The organism is Hansschlegelia sp., assembly GCF_035538955.1.
Taxonomy (GTDB): domain Bacteria; phylum Pseudomonadota; class Alphaproteobacteria; order Rhizobiales; family Methylopilaceae; genus Methylopila.
Map to the genome: position 1 here is coordinate 285,676 of NZ_DATLJK010000014.1, position 19,945 is coordinate 305,620.

15 protein-coding genes are annotated in these 19,945 nt (G+C 68.4%); 5 read left to right on the forward strand and 10 right to left on the reverse strand.

Translation table 11 applies throughout. The annotated features are described in order from the left end of the window. Positions 1–16: 16 nt before the first annotated feature. A complete protein-coding gene (gene trpE / locus VM780_RS10780) occupies positions 17–1,534 on the forward strand; it encodes an anthranilate synthase component I (RefSeq protein WP_325447275.1) in 1,518 nt (505 codons plus the stop codon). A 55-nt stretch (positions 1,535–1,589) separates the two neighbouring features. On the opposite strand, the gene VM780_RS10785 is transcribed toward trpE, so the two are convergent. The 3 genes from VM780_RS10785 to VM780_RS10795 all read right to left on the reverse strand — a co-directional run bounded on the left by VM780_RS10785 (position 1,590) and on the right by VM780_RS10795 (position 6,001). Then, on the reverse strand, positions 1,590–1,874 hold the full coding sequence (locus VM780_RS10785; RefSeq protein WP_325447276.1) for a YMGG-like glycine zipper-containing protein: 285 nt from the start codon (positions 1,872–1,874) through the stop codon (positions 1,590–1,592). Between the two features lie 109 nt (positions 1,875–1,983). After that, on the reverse strand, positions 1,984–3,600 hold the full coding sequence (locus tag VM780_RS10790) for an EAL domain-containing protein (RefSeq protein ID WP_325447277.1): 1,617 nt from the start codon (positions 3,598–3,600) through the stop codon (positions 1,984–1,986). Between the two features lie 85 nt (positions 3,601–3,685). Continuing rightward, on the reverse strand, positions 3,686–6,001 hold the full coding sequence (locus tag VM780_RS10795) for an NADP-dependent malic enzyme (protein WP_325447278.1): 2,316 nt from the start codon (positions 5,999–6,001) through the stop codon (positions 3,686–3,688). 196 nt (positions 6,002–6,197) lie between these two features. Between VM780_RS10795 and VM780_RS10800 the strand changes: the two genes are divergently transcribed. Beyond that, positions 6,198–8,174, forward strand: a complete 1,977-nt coding sequence (locus VM780_RS10800) for a hypothetical protein (protein WP_325447279.1) — start codon at positions 6,198–6,200, stop codon at positions 8,172–8,174. Between the two features lie 9 nt (positions 8,175–8,183). On the opposite strand, the gene aspS is transcribed toward VM780_RS10800, so the two are convergent. Then, complete coding sequence (aspS, locus tag VM780_RS10805) at positions 8,184–9,983, reverse strand: aspartate--tRNA ligase (RefSeq protein WP_325447280.1); 1,800 nt, start codon at positions 9,981–9,983, stop codon at positions 8,184–8,186. Positions 9,984–10,121: 138 nt separating this feature from the next. Here aspS and rnd point away from each other — a divergent pair, with 138 nt between their 5' ends. Continuing rightward, entirely contained in the window at positions 10,122–11,369 is a 1,248-nt protein-coding gene (rnd, locus tag VM780_RS10810) for a ribonuclease D (RefSeq protein ID WP_325447281.1), read from the forward strand. A gap of 2 nt (positions 11,370–11,371) precedes the next feature. Here the strand turns inward: rnd and VM780_RS10815 are convergent, their stop codons facing one another. From VM780_RS10815 to VM780_RS10840, 6 genes are all read right to left on the reverse strand, one after another. Next, positions 11,372–11,746, reverse strand: coding sequence for a hypothetical protein (locus VM780_RS10815; RefSeq protein WP_325447282.1), 375 nt, complete (start codon positions 11,744–11,746; stop codon positions 11,372–11,374). After that, positions 11,743–13,254: an exopolyphosphatase gene (gene ppx, locus VM780_RS10820; protein ID WP_325447587.1), complete on the reverse strand. Its 1,512-nt coding sequence runs from the start codon at positions 13,252–13,254 to the stop codon at positions 11,743–11,745. The genes VM780_RS10815 and ppx overlap by 4 nt, the downstream gene beginning before the upstream one ends. An 85-nt stretch (positions 13,255–13,339) precedes the next feature. Beyond that, positions 13,340–15,544 carry an RNA degradosome polyphosphate kinase gene (locus VM780_RS10825; RefSeq protein WP_325447283.1) on the reverse strand — a complete coding sequence of 735 codons (2,205 nt, stop codon included), beginning with the start codon at positions 15,542–15,544 and terminating at the stop codon, positions 13,340–13,342. A gap of 96 nt (positions 15,545–15,640) precedes the next feature. Then, positions 15,641–16,327 carry a DnaA ATPase domain-containing protein gene (locus VM780_RS10830; protein WP_325447284.1) on the reverse strand — a complete coding sequence of 229 codons (687 nt, stop codon included), beginning with the start codon at positions 16,325–16,327 and terminating at the stop codon, positions 15,641–15,643. A 7-nt stretch (positions 16,328–16,334) separates the two neighbouring features. After that, positions 16,335–17,498 (reverse strand): AI-2E family transporter, encoded by a 1,164-nt coding sequence (locus VM780_RS10835; RefSeq protein WP_325447285.1) that lies wholly within the window; start codon positions 17,496–17,498, stop codon positions 16,335–16,337. A gap of 30 nt (positions 17,499–17,528) precedes the next feature. Beyond that, positions 17,529–18,083, reverse strand: coding sequence for a CDP-alcohol phosphatidyltransferase family protein (locus VM780_RS10840; protein WP_325447286.1), 555 nt, complete (start codon positions 18,081–18,083; stop codon positions 17,529–17,531). A 135-nt stretch (positions 18,084–18,218) separates the two neighbouring features. Between VM780_RS10840 and purM the strand changes: the two genes are divergently transcribed. Both purM and purN read left to right on the forward strand, forming a co-directional pair. Beyond that, a complete protein-coding gene (gene purM / locus VM780_RS10845; protein ID WP_325447287.1) occupies positions 18,219–19,301 on the forward strand; it encodes a phosphoribosylformylglycinamidine cyclo-ligase in 1,083 nt (360 codons plus the stop codon). Further along, positions 19,298–19,945, forward strand: coding sequence for a phosphoribosylglycinamide formyltransferase (gene purN / locus VM780_RS10850; protein ID WP_325447288.1), 648 nt, complete (start codon positions 19,298–19,300; stop codon positions 19,943–19,945). The genes purM and purN overlap by 4 nt, the downstream gene beginning before the upstream one ends.

Below are 19,945 nucleotides of genomic sequence, written 5' to 3' on the forward strand. Positions count from 1 at the left end.
TCCCCGGGCGCCCAGCATGATCGTTTTCCCCGACGTCGCGGCGTTCTCCTCCGGATATGCGGCGGGAGAGCCTCAGGTCGTGGCCGCGACGCTCGTCGGCGACCTCGAGACGCCGGTGTCGGCCTATCTCAAGCTCGCGGAGGGTCGGCCGAACGCGTTCCTGCTCGAATCCGTCGAAGGCGGGGCGACGCGCGGCCGCTACTCGATGATCGGGCTGCGGCCGGACGTGCTGTGGCGCTCCCGCGGCGGCCAGGCCGAGATCAACCGCGACGCGCTGCGGGACCCGGAGGCGTTCGCCCCCTGCGACGAACGCCCGCTTGAGTCGCTCAGGCTGCTGCTTGCGGAATCCCGCATTGACGTTCCCGAGAGCCTCCCGCCGATGACGGCGGGCGTCTTCGGCTATCTGGGCTACGATATGGTTCGGGAGATGGAGGAGATCGGCCCTCCCAACCCTGACCGGCTCGGGACGCCCGACGCCGTCCTGATGCGGCCGACCGTGATGATCGTGTTCGACTCCGTGAGGGACGAGATCACCGTCGTCACGCCCGTGCGTCCGACGGCCGGGATCGCGGCCGAGGCGGCGCATGCCCGCGCAGTGGATCGGCTGACGGAAATCGTCGAGGGGCTGGACCGGCCCGTGCCGAAGGAGCCAGCGCGGGCGACGGCGGCAGGCGTCGCAGCCGAGCTCAGCTCCAACACCACCCCGGCCGAGTACCAGGCGATGGTCGAGCGGGCGAAGGAGTACATCGCGGCTGGCGACGTGTTCCAGGTGGTGCTGTCGCAGCGCTTCGAGGCGCCGTTCGACCTGCCCGCCTTCGCGCTATACCGGGCCCTGCGCCGGACGAACCCGGCGCCCTTCCTGGTTTACCTCGACTTCGGCGGGTTTCAGATCGTTGGGTCGAGCCCGGAGATTCTGGTGCGGGTCCGTGACGGCAAGGTCACCATCCGCCCGATCGCCGGGACGCGTCCGCGCGGAGCGACGGCGGCGGCGGACCGCGCCTTGGCGGAGGAACTGCTGGCGGACCCCAAGGAGCGCGCCGAGCACCTGATGCTGCTGGATCTCGGGAGAAACGACGTCGGCCGGGTATCGGAGATCGGCACCGTCGCGGTCACCGACCAGTTCTTCCTCGAATACTACAGCCAGGTCATGCACATCGTGTCGAACGTGGAGGGGCGGCTGGCTGCGCCGCACGACGCTCTGGACGCGCTCATCGCCGGCTTCCCGGCCGGGACGGTCTCGGGCGCGCCGAAGGTTCGCGCGATGCAGATCATCGACGAACTGGAGAAGGACAAGCGCGGCGTCTACGCCGGATGCGTCGGCTATTTCGGCGCCAATGGCGAGATGGACACCTGCATCGTTCTGCGCACCGCCGTGGTGAAGGACGGGCGCATCCATGTTCAGGCGGGCGCCGGGGTCGTGGCGGATTCGTCGCCGGCCGCGGAGCAGGCCGAGTGCGTCAACAAGGCCAAGGCGCTGTTCCGCGCCGCGGACGAGGCGCGCCGCTTCGCCAGCAGCGCAACACGCGGCCAGTAACAAAACGGGCGCTCTCCGGAGAGAGCGCCCGTTCTTGTCGAGAGCTTTCGCGACCTCAGTAGCGGCAGGGCACCCGATAGCGCTCGCCATAGCGGTTGGTCGCATAGCAGCGAGAGCGATCGCCGCGCGACTGCGAGCCCACCACCGCGCCCGCGCCCGCGCCCAGAGCGCCGCCGACCACGGCGCCCGTGGCGTTGCCCGCGATCAGACCGCCGGCGGCCGCGCCAACGCCTGTGCCGATCAGAGCGCCGCTGAGCGTGCGCTCATTGCGGGTCTCGCCGCAGGCCGCCAGACCCAGTGCGACCGCGGAGATGGCGACGATTGAGCCGATTTTCTTCATTGGCGTCAGAGCTCCAGATTGGGATTTCTGGATTGTAGGGGCTGCGGCGCGTTCGGCTACCCGCCAGGCGCCAAACTGGTGAACTGACCGCTGACGCGACGCCCGTGAATCAGGCCGAGGCGAGACGTTTCACGTTGTCTTCAGTTTCCATCCGCGCGAGCGGGGCCATAGCCTCCACCAGAGCGAGGAAGGACGACCCCGGCAGCGGCGGGGCGAAGACATATCCTTGTGCGAGCCTGACGCCCTTGGCGCGGAGGTACTCGACCTGCTCGATGGTCTCGACGCCCTCAGCGATCAGGTCGAGGTTCATGTCCTCGGCGAGCTTGACCAGGCTGTCGACGATCGCGACCGAGTAGCGATCCGTGCCGATCGCGTCGACGAACATCTTGTCCATCTTCATCACGTCGACGCCGAGCTTCAGAAGGTACGAGAGGCCGCCATGGCCCGTCCCGACGTCGTCGAGCGCCACCCGGGCCCCGAGCTCCTGGAGGCGCGCAATCACCTGCCTCGCCCGCCTGATGTCCTGCAGCGGCTGCCGCTCGGTCACCTCGAACATCAGCTGCCCCATCCGGATCGGCGAGCCTGAGAAGATCGCCTCGACATCGTCCACGATGGCGACATCGTCGAAATGACCGGCGAACAGGTTGAAGCCGAGCTTCAGATGGGGCCGATCGCGATAAAAGGCCGCCAGATCGTCTCGCGCGGTCTCCATCAGCGCGAGCGTCATCGGAAAAATCTCTCCGCTCGCTTCTGCAAGCGAGATGAACCGACCCGGCGGAATGATGCGGCCGTCGCGTTTGCGCCAGCGGATCAGAACCTCGCAGCCCGTCAGCCTGCCCGTCACGATGTCGATCACCGGCTGGTAGTAGGGAATGAATTCGCCTCTGCGGATGCCGTCCGAGATCTCCCGGACGGGGCCGCCCGAACGCCGGCTGAGCAACACGGCGCCCGCGACCGTCAGCGCCGCGAACAGCAGGCCCGAAAGGTTGGCGTAGAGAAACAGCCCCTGATTGGCCCGCGAGATGGCGCCGCCGGGCACGTCGATATCCACCCGGAGCGGGTAACGGCTCGACGCGGCGGCGGCGTGCACGGACGGAATGACGGAGGGCTGCGGATCGGTCAGCGTCGGATCGAGCAGCCGCCTCGCCACAAGAGGCCCGCCGAGCATCACCACCTGCACTGCGAAGGCTGCGCTGCCGCCGCCGCGGAGGAATTTCGGGAACAGCTGGTCGCCGGGCACCAACGCCCGCAGCCCGTCGCCTCCGGCGTAACGCCATTGCAGACGGATGAAGCGCTGCCCGCCATTGTCTCCGGCCGCGACTGTCGTCAACGTGAGCTCGGGGCTGACGGCGCCGTGTTCCGCCGAAGCCCGCCTGACCACCCGCGGCGTTCCGAGACCCGTGCAGGTCGCCGCGCCTGCGGCGTCGACCACCGCGATCTCCGAGATGTATGGCGCGCGCCGCCAGGCGGCCTGAATCGCCGCGGCCTCGTTCCCGGCACAGGTCGACACGCCCTTGAGGCCGAGCGCGATCAGAGCGGCGGACGCGTTGTCGAGCCGCTCCTCGACGAAGGCCAGGACCTCCGAAGCAGTCCCGTCCGCGTCGCGCTGGGAGGCCGTGACGAAATTGACGGCAAGCAGGACGTTCAGGCCGAGAACGGGAATCAGCGCGATGGCGAGCCCGCCGATCAGCGCCTTTTTCCAGGAGTGTCCGCCGTCCCGCACCACGCGCGCCTCTCCGCTCGTCCTGCGGGCGGGCCGCGTACTCCGAGACGCGTGGAAACTCTCATAAGGAGCTTAATGCGCAGCTAAATCAGCCTGCGGGAACGCGCTCCGCAACGACCTGCGCCTCCACGACTGCGAGCGCCGTCATGTTGACGACGCCGCGTGCGGTGACCGAGGGCGTCAGCACATGCGCGGGTTTCGCCGGCCCGATCAGAATCGGCCCCACCGGCAGCGCGTCCGCGATTCCCTTGATGAGCTGGCTCGCGATATTGGCCGCGTCGAGGTTCGGGAAGATCAGCAGGTTGGCCTCGCCGGTCAGCGTCGAATCCGGCAGCAGCCGCTCGCGGAGCGCCGGCTGCAGCGCGACGTCGCCCGCCATCTCGCCGTCGACCTCCAGATCCGGCGCGCGCGCGCGGATCAGCGCGAGCGCCTCCCTCATCTTGATCGCGCCCGGCGTGTCGTCCGAACCGAAGCTGGAATGCGAGAGCAGCGCCACCTTGGGCGTCAGGCCGAACCGCGCCACGCTCTTGGCGCAGAGAATCGCGCAATCCGCGATGCTTTTCGCGTCCGGCTCCGGCGTCACATAGGTGTCGGCCAGGAAATACGCGCCACGACCGCTGATCAGCAGCGACAGCGCGGAATAATCGCAAGCCTCCTCGGCGCGTCCGATGACGTGGTCGATCGCGGTGAGGTGGTCGCGGAAGCGGCCTTCCATGCCGCAGATCATCGCGTCGGCGTCGCCGCGCTGAACGGCGAGAGCCGCGATGACGGTCGCGTTGGTGCGCACCACGGTGCGGGCCCGGTCGAGCGTCGCGCCGCGCCGGCCCGCGCGCTCCTGATAGAGCGCGACGTAGTCCCGGTAGCGACGGTCGTCTTCGGGATTGATGGTTTCGACGTCGTCGCCGGGCTTGAAGGTCAGGCCGAAACGCCTTGCCCGGACGTCCATGACATGCGGCCGGCCGATCAGGATCGGCGTCGCGATCCCCTCCTCGATGGCGACCTGCGCGGCGCGCAGCGCCCGCTCGTCTTCGCCATCGGCATAGATCACGCGCTTCGGCGCCGCCCGGGCGGCGGCGAACACCGGCTTCATGATGAAGCCGGAGCGGAAGACGAAGCGGTTGAGCTGCTCTTCGTAGGCCCGGAAATCGGCGATCGGGCGACGGGCGACGCCGGTCTCCATGGCCGCGCGCGCCACCGCCGGCGCGATCCGCAGGATCAGCCGTGGATCGAACGGACTGGGGATCAGCGAATCCGGGCCGAACAGCCGGGTGACGCCGCCATAGGCCTGCGACACGACATCCGATGACGGCTCGCGCGCGAGCGCCGCGATCGCCCGCACGGCGGCCGCCTTCATGGCCTCGTTGATCGTGGTCGCCGCGACGTCGAGCGCGCCCCGGAAGATGTAGGGGAAGCAGAGGACGTTGTTGACCTGGTTGGGGAAGTCGGAGCGACCGGTGCAGATCATCGCGCCGGGGCTCGCCTGCCGCGCCTCGTCCGGCATGATCTCCGGCGTCGGATTGGCGAGCGCCAGAATCATCGGCCGCTCGGCCATGCGCCTGACCATGTCGGGCTTCAGCACGCCCCCCGCCGAGAGGCCGAGGAAGACGTCCGCGCCGTCGATGACCTCGCCGAGCGTCCGCTTGTCCGTCTGCTGGGCGTAAACCGCCTTCCAGCGGTCCATGAGCGCCTCGCGGCCCTCATAGACGACGCCATCGATGTCGGTGACCCAGATGTTCTCGCGCTTCGCGCCCAGCGTGACGAGCAGATTGAGGCAGGCGAGCGCGGCGGCGCCGGCGCCTGAGGTCACGATCTTGACGCTGCCGAGCGGCTTGCCGGCGAGTTCGAGCCCGTTGGTGATCGCGGCCGCAACGATGATCGCCGTGCCATGCTGGTCGTCATGAAAGACCGGGATGCCCATTCGTTCGCGGCAACCCTCCTCGACCTCGAAGCACTCCGGCGCCTTGATGTCTTCGAGATTGATTCCGCCGAAGGTGGGCTCAAGGGCGCACACGACGTCGATCAGCCGCTGGGCGTCCGTCTCGGCGACCTCGATGTCGAAGACGTCGATCCCGGCGAACTTCTTGAATAGCACCGCCTTGCCTTCCATCACCGGCTTCCCGGCCAGCGGACCGATGTCGCCGAGGCCAAGCACGGCTGTGCCGTTGGTCAGCACTGCGACCAGGTTCTGGCGGACGGTCAGGTCCGCAGCCTGGTCCGGATCTTCCGCTATGGCGTCGCAGGCGGCGGCGACGCCGGGCGAATAGGCGAGCGCGAGATCGCGCTGGTTGCCAAGGGGTTTGGTCGCCTTGATCTCGAGCTTGCCGGGACGCGCGCCGGTAATCGCGGAGCCGCGGTGATACACCAGCGCTCCCGTGCGTAGATCGTCCGACATCTGGCTGGCCATGAACGTTCCTCCGGCGCGCGCGAAACGCGTTCAGGGGGATGGCGCCCTCTCCCGCCGGCCGTCAAGGGCATGACGCGTAGCGGCGACGGCCGTGACCGGCCGCACGTCAAGAGAACGCCCGACTGGGGAACGACCCGAGGATGCCGTTATTGCATCAGATCGTCGGCAGCAAAGCGCTCGTGAGATTCGCCTCGCAATGAACCGCAAACTTGTCGTTACAGCGCTCGCGGCGCTGCTCCTGGCCGCGGTCGCGGCGCTCGCCGCGCCATGGGTGATCCGAGCCCTCGTCGAGAGCCGGGTGGACGCGACGCTCGAGAACATCCGGGTGCGGAGCACCTCGATGGTGAACAGAGGCGAGGTGACGGTCGAACTCGCGAACCGGATCGTGGTGATCCACGGTCTGACGATCGTGCCCCCGGGCGCAGGCTCCAAAGTGCGCATCGGGTCTCTGAGGCTGGTGGAGCCGTGGCCGTCCGAGGGCCGCCTCACGGCCCGCAGGATCGTGCTCGAAAACATCGCCGTCACATCAGCGGCGGATCGGACGACCATTCCGCGCATCGAACTCCGCGGCTATTCGGGCCCGGAGGAGGGATTGGTCACCACGCCGGGGACGGGCTATCGCGCCCGGAGCCAGGCCGACGTCATCGCGCAGGTGTCGGTGGACGCGATCAACATTCCCTCGATCGAAACTGTCGCCGAGCGGACCGGCATCCGCCGCTCCTTCAGGAATATCTCGGTGACGCGCCTGATGAACGGCGTGATCGACATCGCCTCGATTGAGGGCGTCTCGATCCGCGCGCCCAAATCCGGCCGCAGCGAGACGTCCGCTTTCGAGCTGACCGCGAGCGCCGCGTCGCTCGACGGGCTCGACCTGCCTACCCTCTGGCGGTTCTATGCAGGCGACGGCGTGGGCGACCGTCAGCCGCTCGTCAGCGAATTCTCCGCGTCCCGCCTTGCCCTCCGCGCCGGGGGCGTCGGGAGCGGCGAAATCACCGCCAAAGCCGACGCAGCTTCCGTGACCGGGGTTGAGCTGAGACCGCTCACCTTCACGCTCAGCGAGATCGACGACATCGTCGCGAAGCTGAAGGACGACGAGGCGCTGACGCCGGCCGACGTCCGGCGGAAGCTGCTGATGATGGTCGAGGCGGTCCGCGCCGTCAGCTTTGAGGCGATCCATCTGTCCGGTCTCGGCGTCGAAGTCGGAGCCGCCAAAGATCGTCGCCTCACGACAACCATGAGGGCGGTCGCCATCGGACCCTATGCGGACGCGCGTCTGGAACAGGCTTCGGTGGACGGCCTGGCCTATTCGGAGCCGGGCGGCCGCTCGCTGCAGATCGCCCAGACGCGGATGCGCGGCCTCGACGCCTCGCGGCTCACGGCCTACGCCGAGCGCATCGGCCGGGATGAGATCCTGCTGGCGATGCAGCCGACGGCGGAGGACGTCGTCCGCACCGCGCCACGCATCGGCGGGCTCGAGCTGCATGAGGCCCGCTTTTCCGGCGCGATCGGCGATGTCGCCGTCGCGAACGCGCAGCTGGACGTCAACGCGCCGCTGGACGCCGTGCCGCAGCATGTCGGGCTCGCGCTCGATGGCGTCGACATCGCTCCTCGTGAAGGGTCCAGCTTGGCGGCGACCCTGCGCACGGTCGCGCTCGAGCGCGCCCGTGGCTCAGCCCGCCTCGCCGTCACCCTCGACCCCGCGACCCGCGAGCTTTCGCTGAACTCGCTGGAGGCGAAGATCGAGGATCTGGGCTCCATCCGCGCCTCGGGCGGCCTTGCCAAGGTCGACCCGCGGCTCGCGATCAGCACCGGTTCGGAGTTCATCGACAAGCTGTCGGAGATCGTCCTTGAGCCGTTCAGGATCGCGGCTAGCAATGACGGCCTGTTCGAGACTGCCCTTCGGCGCGCCGCGCAGGCGGCGGACGAGCCGCACGACGCCTTCCGCGACGCTCTCGCGACCCGGGCCGGCGACGAGATCGCGACGCTGTTCGGTCCGCCCGCGAGACAGTCAGCGGAGGCGGTTTCGGCCTTCATCCGGCAGCCGAGATCGATCGAGATCACGATCAATCCGAAGACGCCCGACACCCGGCTGATCGACTTTCTTCAGTCGCTGCCGCTCGGGCCGGCCGGGATCGCACAGACGATCGACGTCACGATCCTCAACCGGCGCTGACGCGAGGCCTCAGGCCGATTTGGCGGCCGGCGCCGGCTGACCCTGCGGCAGGTTCAGCCGGATGTGCAGTTCGCGCAGCTGCTTCGGCGTCACGTCGGAGGGCGCGCCCATCAGCAGATCGAGCGCCTGCTGGTTCATCGGGAAGATCGAGATCTCGCGCAAATTCGTCGCGCCGGTCAGGAGCATGACGATGCGGTCGACGCCGGCCGCCATGCCGCCATGCGGGGGCGCGCCATATTGGAAGGCGCGGTACATGCCGCCGAACCGCTCAACGACGTCCTTCTCGCCATAGCCGGCGATCTCGAAGGCCCTCACCATCGCCTCGGGGCGATGGTTGCGGATGCCGCCGGACGCGATCTCGAAGCCGTTGCAGGCGATGTCGTACTGGAAGGCCTTGATGGTAAGCGGGTCCTGCCCGTTCAGCGCATCCAGCCCGCCCTGCGGCATCGAGAACGGGTTGTGGGAGAAGTCGATCTTCTTCTCGTCCTCGTTGTACTCGTACATCGGGAAGTCGACGATCCAGGCGAGCTCGAAGCGGTCGTGATCGACGAGCTTGAGCTCCTCGCCGACCTTGGTTCGCGCCATCCCGGCGAAGCGCACGAACTTGGAGGGGTCGCCCGCCACGAAGAACGCCGCGTCGCCTTCCTTCAGGCCGAGCTGATCGCGGATCGCCGCCGTGCGCTCCGGTCCGATGTTGTTCGCGATCGGGCCTGCGCCCTCCCCGCCTTCGCGCCACATGACGTAGCCGAGGCCCGGCTGACCCTCGCTCTGCGCCCAGGAGTTCATGCGGTCGCAGAAGGCCCGGCTTCCGCCGCCAGGCCCCGGGATCGCCCAGACCTGATTGCCTTCCGTCTCCAGCATCCGCGCAAAAACCTTGAAGCCCGAGCCGCGGAAGTGCTCCGAGACGTCCTGCATGACGAGCGGGTTGCGCAGGTCCGGCTTGTCGGTGCCGTATTTCCGCAGCGCCTCCGCATAGGGAATGCGCGGCCAGTTCTTCGTCACAGGCTTGCCGCCGGCGAAATCCTCGAAGACGCCCGTGATGACGGGCTCGACCGCGGCGAAGATGTCCTCTTGCTCGACGAAGCTCATCTCGAGGTCGAGCTGATAGAACTCGCCCGGCAGACGGTCCGCGCGCGGATCCTCGTCGCGGAAGCAGGGGGCGATCTGGAAATAGCGGTCGAAGCCGCTCATCATGATCAGCTGCTTGTACTGCTGCGGCGCCTGCGGCAGCGCGTAGAACTTGCCGGGATGGATGCGGCTCGGCACCAGGAAGTCGCGCGCGCCTTCCGGGCTCGACGCGGTCAGGATCGGCGTCTGGAACTCGAAGAAGCCCTGCGTCTTCATCTTCGCCCGCATGGCGTCGATGATCGCGCCGCGCGTCATAATGTTCTTGTGCAGCCGCTCCCGGCGAAGATCGAGGAAGCGGTACCGGAGCCGCGTCTCCTCCGGGTACTCCTGGTCGCCGAACACCGGCAGCGGCAGCTCGGCCGCCGGGCCCAGCACCTCGATTTCGGTGCAGTAGAGCTCGACTTGGCCGGTGGGCAGCTCCGCGTTCTCGGTGCCGGCGGGACGCGCCCGCAGCCGGCCGTCGCAACGGATCACCCACTCCGAACGGACGGTCTCGGCCATCCTGAAGGCTGGGCTGTCGGGATCGACCACGACCTGGGTCAGCCCGTAGTGGTCCCGCAGATCGATGAAGAGCACGCCGCCATGATCACGCACGCGATGAACCCAGCCGGAGAGGCGGACGGTCTCGCCGACATTGGCGGACCTGAGTTCCCCACAGGTGTGGGTGCGGTAGCGATGCATGGTGACGAGTCCTGGATTTCGGACGGCGGAGCCCCGCCGCAAGAGCGACCGGACCACGGCATGCGGTCCCGGCCTTGTCAAGACGACCAGCCCTGAGGCGAGACATCGCTGAACGAAGCCGCTATATGCGGCCCCACGATGATGATCACCACCACAGACGCTCTTGCAGAAGTCTGCGCCCGGATGGCGCAGGCGCCCTTCGTCACCGTCGACACCGAGTTCCTGCGAGAAACGACCTTCTGGCCGAAGCTCTGCGTCGTGCAACTGGCCGACGAAGAGGGGCCGGTGGTGGTCGACGCGCTGGCGCCCGGCATCGATCTCGCGCCGCTCTACGAGCTGATGTCCGACGAGTCTGTGCTCAAGGTGTTCCACTCGGGCCGCCAGGACATCGAGATCTTCCACCATCTCGCTGGCCGGATCCCGCATCCGGTGTTCGACACGCAGGTCGCCGCGATGGTGCTCGGTTTCGGCGACTCGATCTCCTACGACCAGCTGGTGCAGCGGACCGTCGGCGTTACGCTCGACAAGTCCTCGCGCTTCACCGACTGGAGCCGTCGGCCGCTGTCCGACGACCAGATCACTTACGCGATCGCCGACGTCACCCATCTGCGCAAAGTCTACGAGAAGCTGTCGCGGGACCTCGACAAGCGGGGCCGCGCCGACTGGGTGCGGGAGGAGATGGAGGTTCTGACCTCGCCCGCCACCTACCAGTCGCATCCCGAGGACGCCTGGCAGCGATTCCGCTCCAGACTGCGCAAGTCCCGCGATCTCGCCGTGATGATGGAGGTCGCGGCGTGGCGCGAGAGCGAAGCTCAGGGTCGCGACGTGCCGCGGTCGCGGGTGCTGAAGGACGACGCGCTGCTCGAGGTCGCCGCCCGCGCCCCGCGTACCGTCGAAGCGCTTGCGGGGCTGCGCGCCTTCCCGCGCGGCTATGAGCGCTCGCGCGCCGCGCAGGACATACTGGAGGCCGTGGCCCGCGGCCTCGCACGTGATCCGGAGACGCTGCCCGCCCTCGAACGGGAGCGCGGCGGCTCCGGCGCGAACCCCGCGACGGTCGAATTGCTCAAGGTCCTGTTGCGGATGATCGCCGAGCGCAACGCGGTCGCGGCCAAGATCATCGCCAGCGTCGACGACCTCGAGCGGATCGCCGCGGATGACGAGGCGGAGGTCGCCGCGCTGCATGGCTGGCGGCGCGAACTGTTCGGAGAGCAGGCCCTGAAGCTGAAGGCCGGAACGCTCGCGCTCGCGGTGGAGCGCGGCCGGGTGGTCGCGCTCGAGCGGGCGGCGGGCGACGAGGCACCCCTCCCGGCTCCCCGTCCGCGGCGCAATCGGGAGCGGGACCGCGACCGTGGCGCTCCGCCGCCTGCGAGCGCCGCCGTCGACTAGGCTTAGATGCTCTCGAACGCGAACAGCCCGACCAACATCACGAGCGTCAACAGGCCGATCAGGAACAGCGCGTCGGCGCTCCGCTCCAGTCCGCGGCTGACGTGAGGGGTCCGATGCGACAGCCGGATCGCCAGGTAGGAGAAGATCGCGCTGCCCAGAAAGGCGACGCCGATCATGGCGCCGTACTCGTCGACATGGCTCGGCCCGGTGCGGCCTTCCAGCAGCTTCACCAGGCCCACAAGCGTCGTGCATATGCCGATCATCGTCCCGGAACTCGGGAGGATGTGGCGCGCGAGCTCGGCCTCGACCTTCTCTGGCGGCGTGGGCGCGGTTTTTACGGAGGCGTCCGCGCGTGGACGTCTGGACGAGGCGCTCATACGTTGATGATCGCCGTGCGCCGCGCCAGCAGCTTGCCCAGCTTCTGCAGGCGGTTCTTCAGCCGCTCGCTCGCCAAATCTGCGAGCTCCATCGGAAGTTTGAGCGTCAGCACCTCGCGCTTCAGGCCGATCGGCGTGCGCGGCAGGACGCCAGGAACGGCGGCGGAGATCAGGTAGGCGACGCGCATCGCCGCGCCGAGCGTGCGCGCCCTGTCCAGAATTCGGGTGGAGGCGAGCTCCCGGATGCGCGGGCTCGCCTCGTCGTCGAGCAGTCCCATGTGCCGGTAGAACACCGCGAGGGACACGAAGGCGCGGCCCGGATGATCGATGCCCACGAAGGCCGCGTGGGCGATCATGTCGAGAGCCTGCTCGCCGCGATAGTCCGGATGGACCCGCCAGGCGACGTCGGCGAGATGGCAGGCGGCGTGCCGCCAGCGGCGTTCCTCTGCGCTCTCGTCGATGTCGACGCTGCGGAACAGCCGGTCCGTCCACTCGATGAGGTCATCGCCGTGCCGCGGCGCTCTGGCGCGCAGCCATCCGAGCTCGCGGGCCGAGGCGAGCAGCGCGTCCTCGCGGCGCGCCTCGTCGTCGAGCAGGTCGTAGAGCAGCCCCTCGCGCACGCCGAGGCCGGACATCACCACTTCCCGCGGCTTTCCAAGGCGAATGATGTGCTCCAGCACCAGCGCGCCATAGGCCAGCAGCGGGCGGCGCTCGGCGGAGACAACGCCGATCGCCGGGAGGGTGTCGGGGTCCACGCGGCGCACGACGCGGCAGAACTCCAGCGCCTCGCGGGCGGGTATCGTGTAGCCGTGCAGGACGTGCAGCGGGAAATTCTTCTGCACCATGTGCATGTGCGCGAGTCCGCGCCATGTCCCGCCGACGGCGTAGAAGGTCCTGTCCTTCAGTCCGTCGAGATGGCCGGAGCTTTCAAGCGCGTCACGAACAAGCCGGTCGGCTTTCTTGATGGACCGGTCGGAAGCGTCCTGCAGCCGGATGCCGCCGAGCGGCAGGGTCGCGCCCGCCCCCACGCGCCGCTTCGTGACGTCGACCAGTTCGAGGCTGCCGCCGCCCAGGTCGCCGACGACGCCGTCGGGCTTGAAGAATCCTGAGACGACGCCGAGCGCCGAAAGCCGCGCCTCGCGTTTGCCGGACAGCAGCTCGATCGGCTGCCCGCAGATCCGCTCCGCCTCGGCTATGAATTCCGGTCCGTTGTCGGCGTCGCGCGCGGCTGCGGTCGCCAGCACATACATGCGGCCGACGCCCATCGCCCGGGCGAGCGCGCGGAATCGGCGCAGCGCCGCGAGCGCGCGCGACGTCGACTCCTCGGCAAGCCGCCCCGTGGTGGCGACGGATCGGCCGAGCGCGCAGAGCTCCTTCTCGTTGAACATCGCCGTCGGGGCCCGCGACAGCCCCTCATAAACGACGAGGCGGACGGAGTTGGATCCGATGTCGATGATGGCGACGGGCGGTCCGCACGGCAATCGTCCCGGAGCGCCGGCGAGTTTCACGGCCGCCGGCTTCGCGACCTCAATCTGCGGCGGCGGCGGCAGCGAAGACGGACGAGAAGCCTTGCCGCGCGCCTTCTTGAGAACCTTATCCACGTTTGGCCAACCGCCGGGGCGAACTCGTTTTGACCGACTTCCCGCGGCCGGAGAGGCTTGGATTGGTCATGAAATACTGATGGGCGTTGAACGGCTCCTCGCCTTCGGCGGGCGCGATGCGCCGGGAGGTGCCGTCGGGCAGGACTGTCCAGCTCTGCTGATTGTCCTTCAGATTGGCCACCATGATCTGGTCGAGCACCTGCTCATGAACGGTCGGGTTGAGGATCGGGACCATAACCTCGACGCGCCGGTCGAGGTTGCGCTGCATCAGGTCGGCGGACGAGATATACACATGCGCTTTCGGCGACGGCAGCCCGTGCCCGGCGCCGAAGGCGTAGATGCGGCTGTGCTCCAGGAAGCGCCCGACGATCGACTTGACGCGTATGTTCTCCGAAAGCCCCGGCACGCCCGGCCGCAGCGAGCACATGCCGCGCACGATGAAGTCGATCTTCACGCCCGCCTGGCTCGCGTCGTAGAGCGCGTCGATGATCTCGGGGTCGATCAGGCTGTTGCACTTGCCCCAGATCGCCGCGGGGCGATCCGCCTTGGCGTGTGAGATCTCCTCCCGGACATGCGCGAGAAAGCGCTTGCGCAGCGTGTGGGGCGACGCCGCCATCAGCTCGAGCTCGGCGGGCTCGGCGTAGCCGGTGATGAAGTTGAACAGCCGACCCACGTCGCGGCTGAGCGTGGGGTCCGCGGTAAAGAACGACAGGTCCGTGTAGATCTTCGCCGTCACCGGATGATAGTTCCCGGTGCCGACGTGACAGTAGGTGGTCAGGGCGCCGCCTTCACGGCGCACGACGATCGACAGCTTGGAGTGCGTCTTCAGCTCGATGAAGCCGAACACGACCTGGACGCCCGCGCGTTCGAGATCGCGCGACCAGCGGATGTTCGCCTCCTCGTCAAAGCGCGCCTTCAGTTCGACCAGCGCGGTGACAGATTTGCCGGCTTCGGCCGCCTCCGCCAGAGCCCTGACGATCGGGCTGTCCGACGACGTCCGGTAGAGCGTCTGCTTGATCGCGACGACGTTAGGATCGCGCGCCGCCTGGTTCAGGAACTGGACGACGACGTCGAAGGATTCGTAGGGGTGATGGACGATGAAGTCCTTCTCCCTGACGGCCGCGAAACAGTCGCCGGCGTGCTCACGCACGCGTTCCGGGAACCGCGGATTGTAAGGCTTGAACTTCAGGTCAGGGCGGTCGACCGCAATGATCTGCGAGAGGTCGCCAAGCGCCAGGACGCCATCGACGACGAACACCTCGTCGTCCGAAACATCGAGCGCGGCCACGATGAAGGCGCGCAGCTCAGGCGGCATGGTGTTCTCGACCTCGAGCCGGATCACCGAGCCGCGGCGGCGGCGTTTCAGCGCGGTCTCGAACGTCCGAACAAGATCCTCCGCCTCTTCCTCGACTTCGAGGTCGCTGTCGCGGATCACTCTGAAGCCCGATTGGGCCGCGACCGCATAGCCGGGAAACAGACGGCCGATGAACAGGCCGATCACCTGCTCGAGGCTGATGAACCGCGCGCCCTCGAGTTCGCCGTCCGGCAGCCGAATGAAGCGCTCCATCCGGCTTGGCATGCGGATCAAGGCGTTGAGCGCGCGGCCGTCGCTCTGCCGCGCGAGCTGCAGCGCGATGGTGAAGCCAAGATTCGGGATGAACGGAAAGGGATGCGCCGGGTCGACCGCCAGCGGCGTGAGGATCGGAAAGATGTGCTGGAGGAACCTATCCTCGAGCCAGACCCGCTCCGACTTCGTCAGGTGCGGCCCCTCGACCAGGACCACTCCAGCCTTCGCAAGCTGCTCTCTGAGCTCGAGCCAGCGGATCTGCTGGTCATGAGCGAGCGACGACACGACCTCGCCGATTTTGGCGAGCTGTTCGGCGGGCGTGAGGCCGTCCGGCGAGAGCGCGACCATGCCGGTTCGTAGCTGGCCGCGCAGGCCTGCGACGCGAACCATGAAAAACTCATCGAGATTGTTGGCCGAGATCGACAGGAAGCGCAGCTGCTCGAGCAGCGGGTGGTGGGCGTTTGAAGCTTCCTCGAGAACGCGCCGATTGAAGCCGATCCAGGAGATCTCGCGATTGACGAAGCGCGAAGGGTCTCCGCTCGGCGACTCAAGCTCCGAGGACGCGGGCGCCTCGAGCTGAGCCTCGGCGACAGCCGCGCGGGGCGGAACTTGAAGGACGTTCTCGGCCATGCCGTCATCTTTCGCGGAACGCTTGCGCGCCGCCGGAGAGCGGCGCCTGCCGGCGGTCTCTTTACGACGCTCATGTGACGGCTTTGCAACGTCCATTCAGTCCTCTTCCGCCGGCGACCGCGCCAGCACGTCGGCGGCCAGTCCACGGCCGACCGCCCGCCTCCGGGCGAGCGACTCCCGGTCGAGCTCGGCCACCACGCGCCGCACCGCTCCAAGCGAGCGATCGGAGCGCCGCGCGATGAAATCGACGACCTCAGCCTCCACGCGAAGCTGGCGATCGTCGAGCATCTTCACCAGCACCGCCTTGACCATGGCGTCGTCCGGCGGATCGAGCCGCGCCACAGGCAGAGCGCGCAGACGCGAGGCGAGGTCGGGCAGCGACGGCCAAAGCAGGTTTGGAGCAGAACGCGCCGCCAACAGCAGATCCCCTCCGCGCTCGCGGACCGTGTTCAGGAGGTGGAACAGCGCGCCCTCGTCAGCGCCCTCGCGATCCGCGTCGTCGAGCAGGACGGCGCGTCCCGGCCGCTCGATGAACAGCCGCGTCGCATCCGCCGCGTCAGCCGCCGCCGCGGCGTCAGCCGTCAGGCGCCAGATCTCCGCAAGATGCGACTTGCCCGCGCCCTCCTCGCCGACCAGCAGGAGGATTCGGTCGGGCCAGTTCGGCCAGTTGGTGACCAGCGCGTGGGCGGCGGCGTTCGCCTCGCAGACCAGATAGTCGTCTGGACCGAAGCGGCGCGCATGCGGCAGCTCGAGGGCATATTGGCGGGGCGCCTCACGCGGCATCGGCGTCTCAGCCTTGCTCCGGCGGGCCCGCGATCGGGCGCGGGTCCTGGGGTAGCCCCCGCTGACCGAACAGGCTGGCGCCCGTCGGCCCGCCGGGCAGCATGCTAGGGCCCTGCTCTCCCGTATAGAACGGGCTTTCCAGATAGCGCCTGATGGCGAACCTCATCAGCACCCCGAGGCTCGCGGCGACCGGGACGGCGACGAGCAGTCCGACGAAGCCGAACAGATAGCCGAAGGCGACGAGCGCGAACATCAGCCAGACCGGGTGAAGTCCCACCGAGGCGCCGACCAGTCGCGGCTGCAGGATGTTGCCTTCGACGAACTGCCCGACGAGGAAGATGCCGAGAACGAGCAGCACCATCGTCCAGTCGGGCCAGAACTGCACGGCCGCGACCGTGACCGAAACGATCAGGCCGGTGAGCGACCCGACATAAGGGATGAAGCCGATGAGCCCGGCCGTAAGTCCGATCACGAGGCCGAAATTGAGCCCCACGATCGAAAGCGCGATGCCGTAGAAGGTGCCGAGCAGCAGGCACACCAGCGCCTGGCCGCGCACGAAGCCGGCGATGCTGTCGTCCATCTCCCGGGCGAGCGTTCGCACCGTTTGCTTGTGGCGCAGAGGCGTCCAGGCGTCGATGGTGCCGACCATGCGATCCCAGTCGATCAGCATGTAGAAGGCGACCACCGGCGTCACCACCAGCAGGCTCACGACGGACATGATCGCGTCGCCGCTCGCCCAGAGCGAGCTGAGGAAAGCGGTGATCCAGTTCACCGCTTGGCTGACGATGGTGCCGAGGGAGTCCCGCAGCTGGCTGAGGCCCTGGTTGAACACGCCGCCGAGCCAGCTCTGGCGCTGGGTGGCGAGCAGTTCCTGCAGGCGCGCGATGGTCTCCGGCAGGCGCTGGATCAGCCCGACGATCTGCTGGCCGAGCAGCGGCGCGATCAGGATGACCGCCGCGACCAAGACGAGCAGCACCGAAAGCAGGATCACGATGGTGGCGGCGACGCGCGGCAGCCCGACCGCTTCGAGCCTGTCCGCCAGCGGATCGAGCAGGTAAGCGAGCGCAAGGCCCGCCACGAAGGGCAGCAGGATGCCGGAGAAGAGGTAGAGGAAGAAAGCCAGCGCGACGAGCGCGCCCAGCCAGAACAGAGCCTGGCGCTGCAAGCTCATTGGGCCCGCCCTCCTGTCGTCCCGCCGCCCTTATTCATCCGTCGGACGGGCTCCGGCGAGCGTGGTGTGGCGTATGAAGGTAGCGAGATAGGCGGCCGCCGACCAGAGCGTCAAGGCGCCCACCACCCAAGCCCCTGCGATCTCGAGCGTCGGCGCGTTCCAGCCGAAGCCGCGCGCGCCGAGCATGAGAGCCGCGAAGCCGATCTGAACGAACGTGTTGGCTTTGCTGAGCCTGCTGGGATCGATCGCGATCGGTCTGCCCCTCAGCCGGGTCAACAGCACAGCCCCGATGATCAACGCGTCGCGGACCACCACCACCACGACGAGGGCCGGCGGGATATCGCCCGTGAGCGCGAGCGTCACATAGATCGCGGCGATCAGACCCTTGTCGGCGACGGCGTCCAGATAGGCGCCGAGCCGGGTGCGCTGGTCCAGCGCGCGCGCAAGCGCGCCGTCGAGCGCATCGGTCAACCCCGCAAGCGCGAAGGCTATGAAGGCCCCGAGATGCTCGCCGGTCACGATCAGCCACACCACGAGCGGGACCGCCAGCAGCCGGCCGATCGTCAGACAGTTCGGCAGGTTCACGCCCGTCGCAGCTCCAGGTGTCTCGCCAATCGGATCTCATACAGAGGCGCGTTCGCGCCATCTGGGGCGGGCCGCCTCGGTTGCACGGGCGCCGCCATCGGTCTATGGGGCGGACGACGCAGCATCGAGGCGGGAATGGCCGAGAACAAGACGACGAACGGCGGCCTCACCTACGCGCAGGCGGGCGTCGACATCGAGGCCGGCAACGCTCTCGTGGAACGCCTCAAGGCCTTGGTGCGCGCGACGCGCCGAAAGGGCGCCGACGCCGAGATCGGCGGGTTCGGCGGCCTGTTCGACCTCAAGGCTGCGGGCTTCACAGACCCTGTGCTGGTTGCGGCCAATGACGGCGTCGGGACCAAGCTCAAGATCGCGATCGAAACAGGCGTGCACGACACCGTCGGCATCGACCTCGTCGCGATGTCGGTCAACGACGTCATCGTGCAGGGCGCGGAGCCGCTGTTCTTCCTCGACTATTTCGCCTGCGGGAAACTTTCGAGCGACGTCGCCTACGAGGTGGTGAAGGGCATCGCCACCGGCTGCATGGAGGCCGGCTGCGCGCTTGTCGGAGGCGAGACCGCCGAGATGCCGGGCATGTACGCCGACGGCGACTACGATCTCGCGGGCTTCGCGGTGGGGGCGGCGGAGCGCGGGCGGCTGCTGCCGCGGCGGGACGTGGCGGCAGGCGACGTATTGCTCGCGCTCGCCTCTTCGGGCGTCCACTCCAACGGCTTTTCCCTGGTTCGCCGGATTGTCGCGCGGTCGGGGCTTTCGCTGCATGCTCCTGCGCCGTTCGCGCCGCTGCAGAGCCTCGGCGGCGCGCTGCTCGCCCCGACCAAGATCTATGTTCGACCTCTTCTGGCTGCGCTGAAGGCGACCGGGGGGCTCAAGGCGCTCGCGCACATCACCGGCGGCGGCCTGCCGGACAATCTGCCCCGCGTCCTCCCGGACGGGCTCGGCGCCGAGATCGACCTGTCGCGGATCACGCCGCCGCCGGTGTTCGGCTGGCTCGCCGCCGCCGGAGACGTCGCCGAGGCCGAGATGCTGCGCGCGTTCAACTGCGGCGTCGGAATGGTCGCGGTGGTCGCGCGCGACGAGGCGGACGCCATTGCGGAGCTGCTGCGCCGCGAGGGAGAGACGGTGACGGCCGTCGGCGAGATCGTGCCGATCTCGGCGGCCGACGAGCCGGTCCGCTTTCAGGGACGACTCGCGCTCTCATGAGCCGCGCCCGCGTCGCGATCCTGGTGTCAGGCCGTGGATCCAACATGGCGGCCCTGATCGACGCTGCGGCGGAGCCGGACTACCCGGCCGAGATCGTCGCGGTCGTCTCGAACCGCCCGAACGCCGGCGCCCTGGCGATCGCCGAGCGCGCCGGCATCCCGACCGCCGTGGTCGACCACAAAGGTTTCGCGTCCCGCGAGGCGTTCGACGCCGAGCTGGACCGGACGCTCGCCGGCTTCTCCCCGGAAATCCTCTGCTTTGCGGGCTTCATGCGGCTTCTGACCGGCGGCTTCATCGCGCGCTGGGAAGGTCGTATGCTCAATATCCACCCTGCCCTGTTGCCGAGCTTCAAGGGCCTCGACACGCACAAGCGTGCGCTCGAGGCGGGGGTGCGCCTGCATGGCTGCACGGTGCATCTGGTGACAGAGGAGATGGACGCGGGGCCGATCGTCGCCCAGGCGGCTGTGCCGGTCCTCGGCGGCGACGACGAGCACGCGCTCGCGGCGCGCGTGCTCACCGCCGAGCATCTGCTCTACCCGCGCGCGCTCGCGCTCTGGGCGACGGGCCGCGCAGGGCTCGTCGACGGCAAGGTCGTCGTGGAGCCGACGAACGACGCGCCGCCCGCGCCGCTCGTCTGGCCCTGA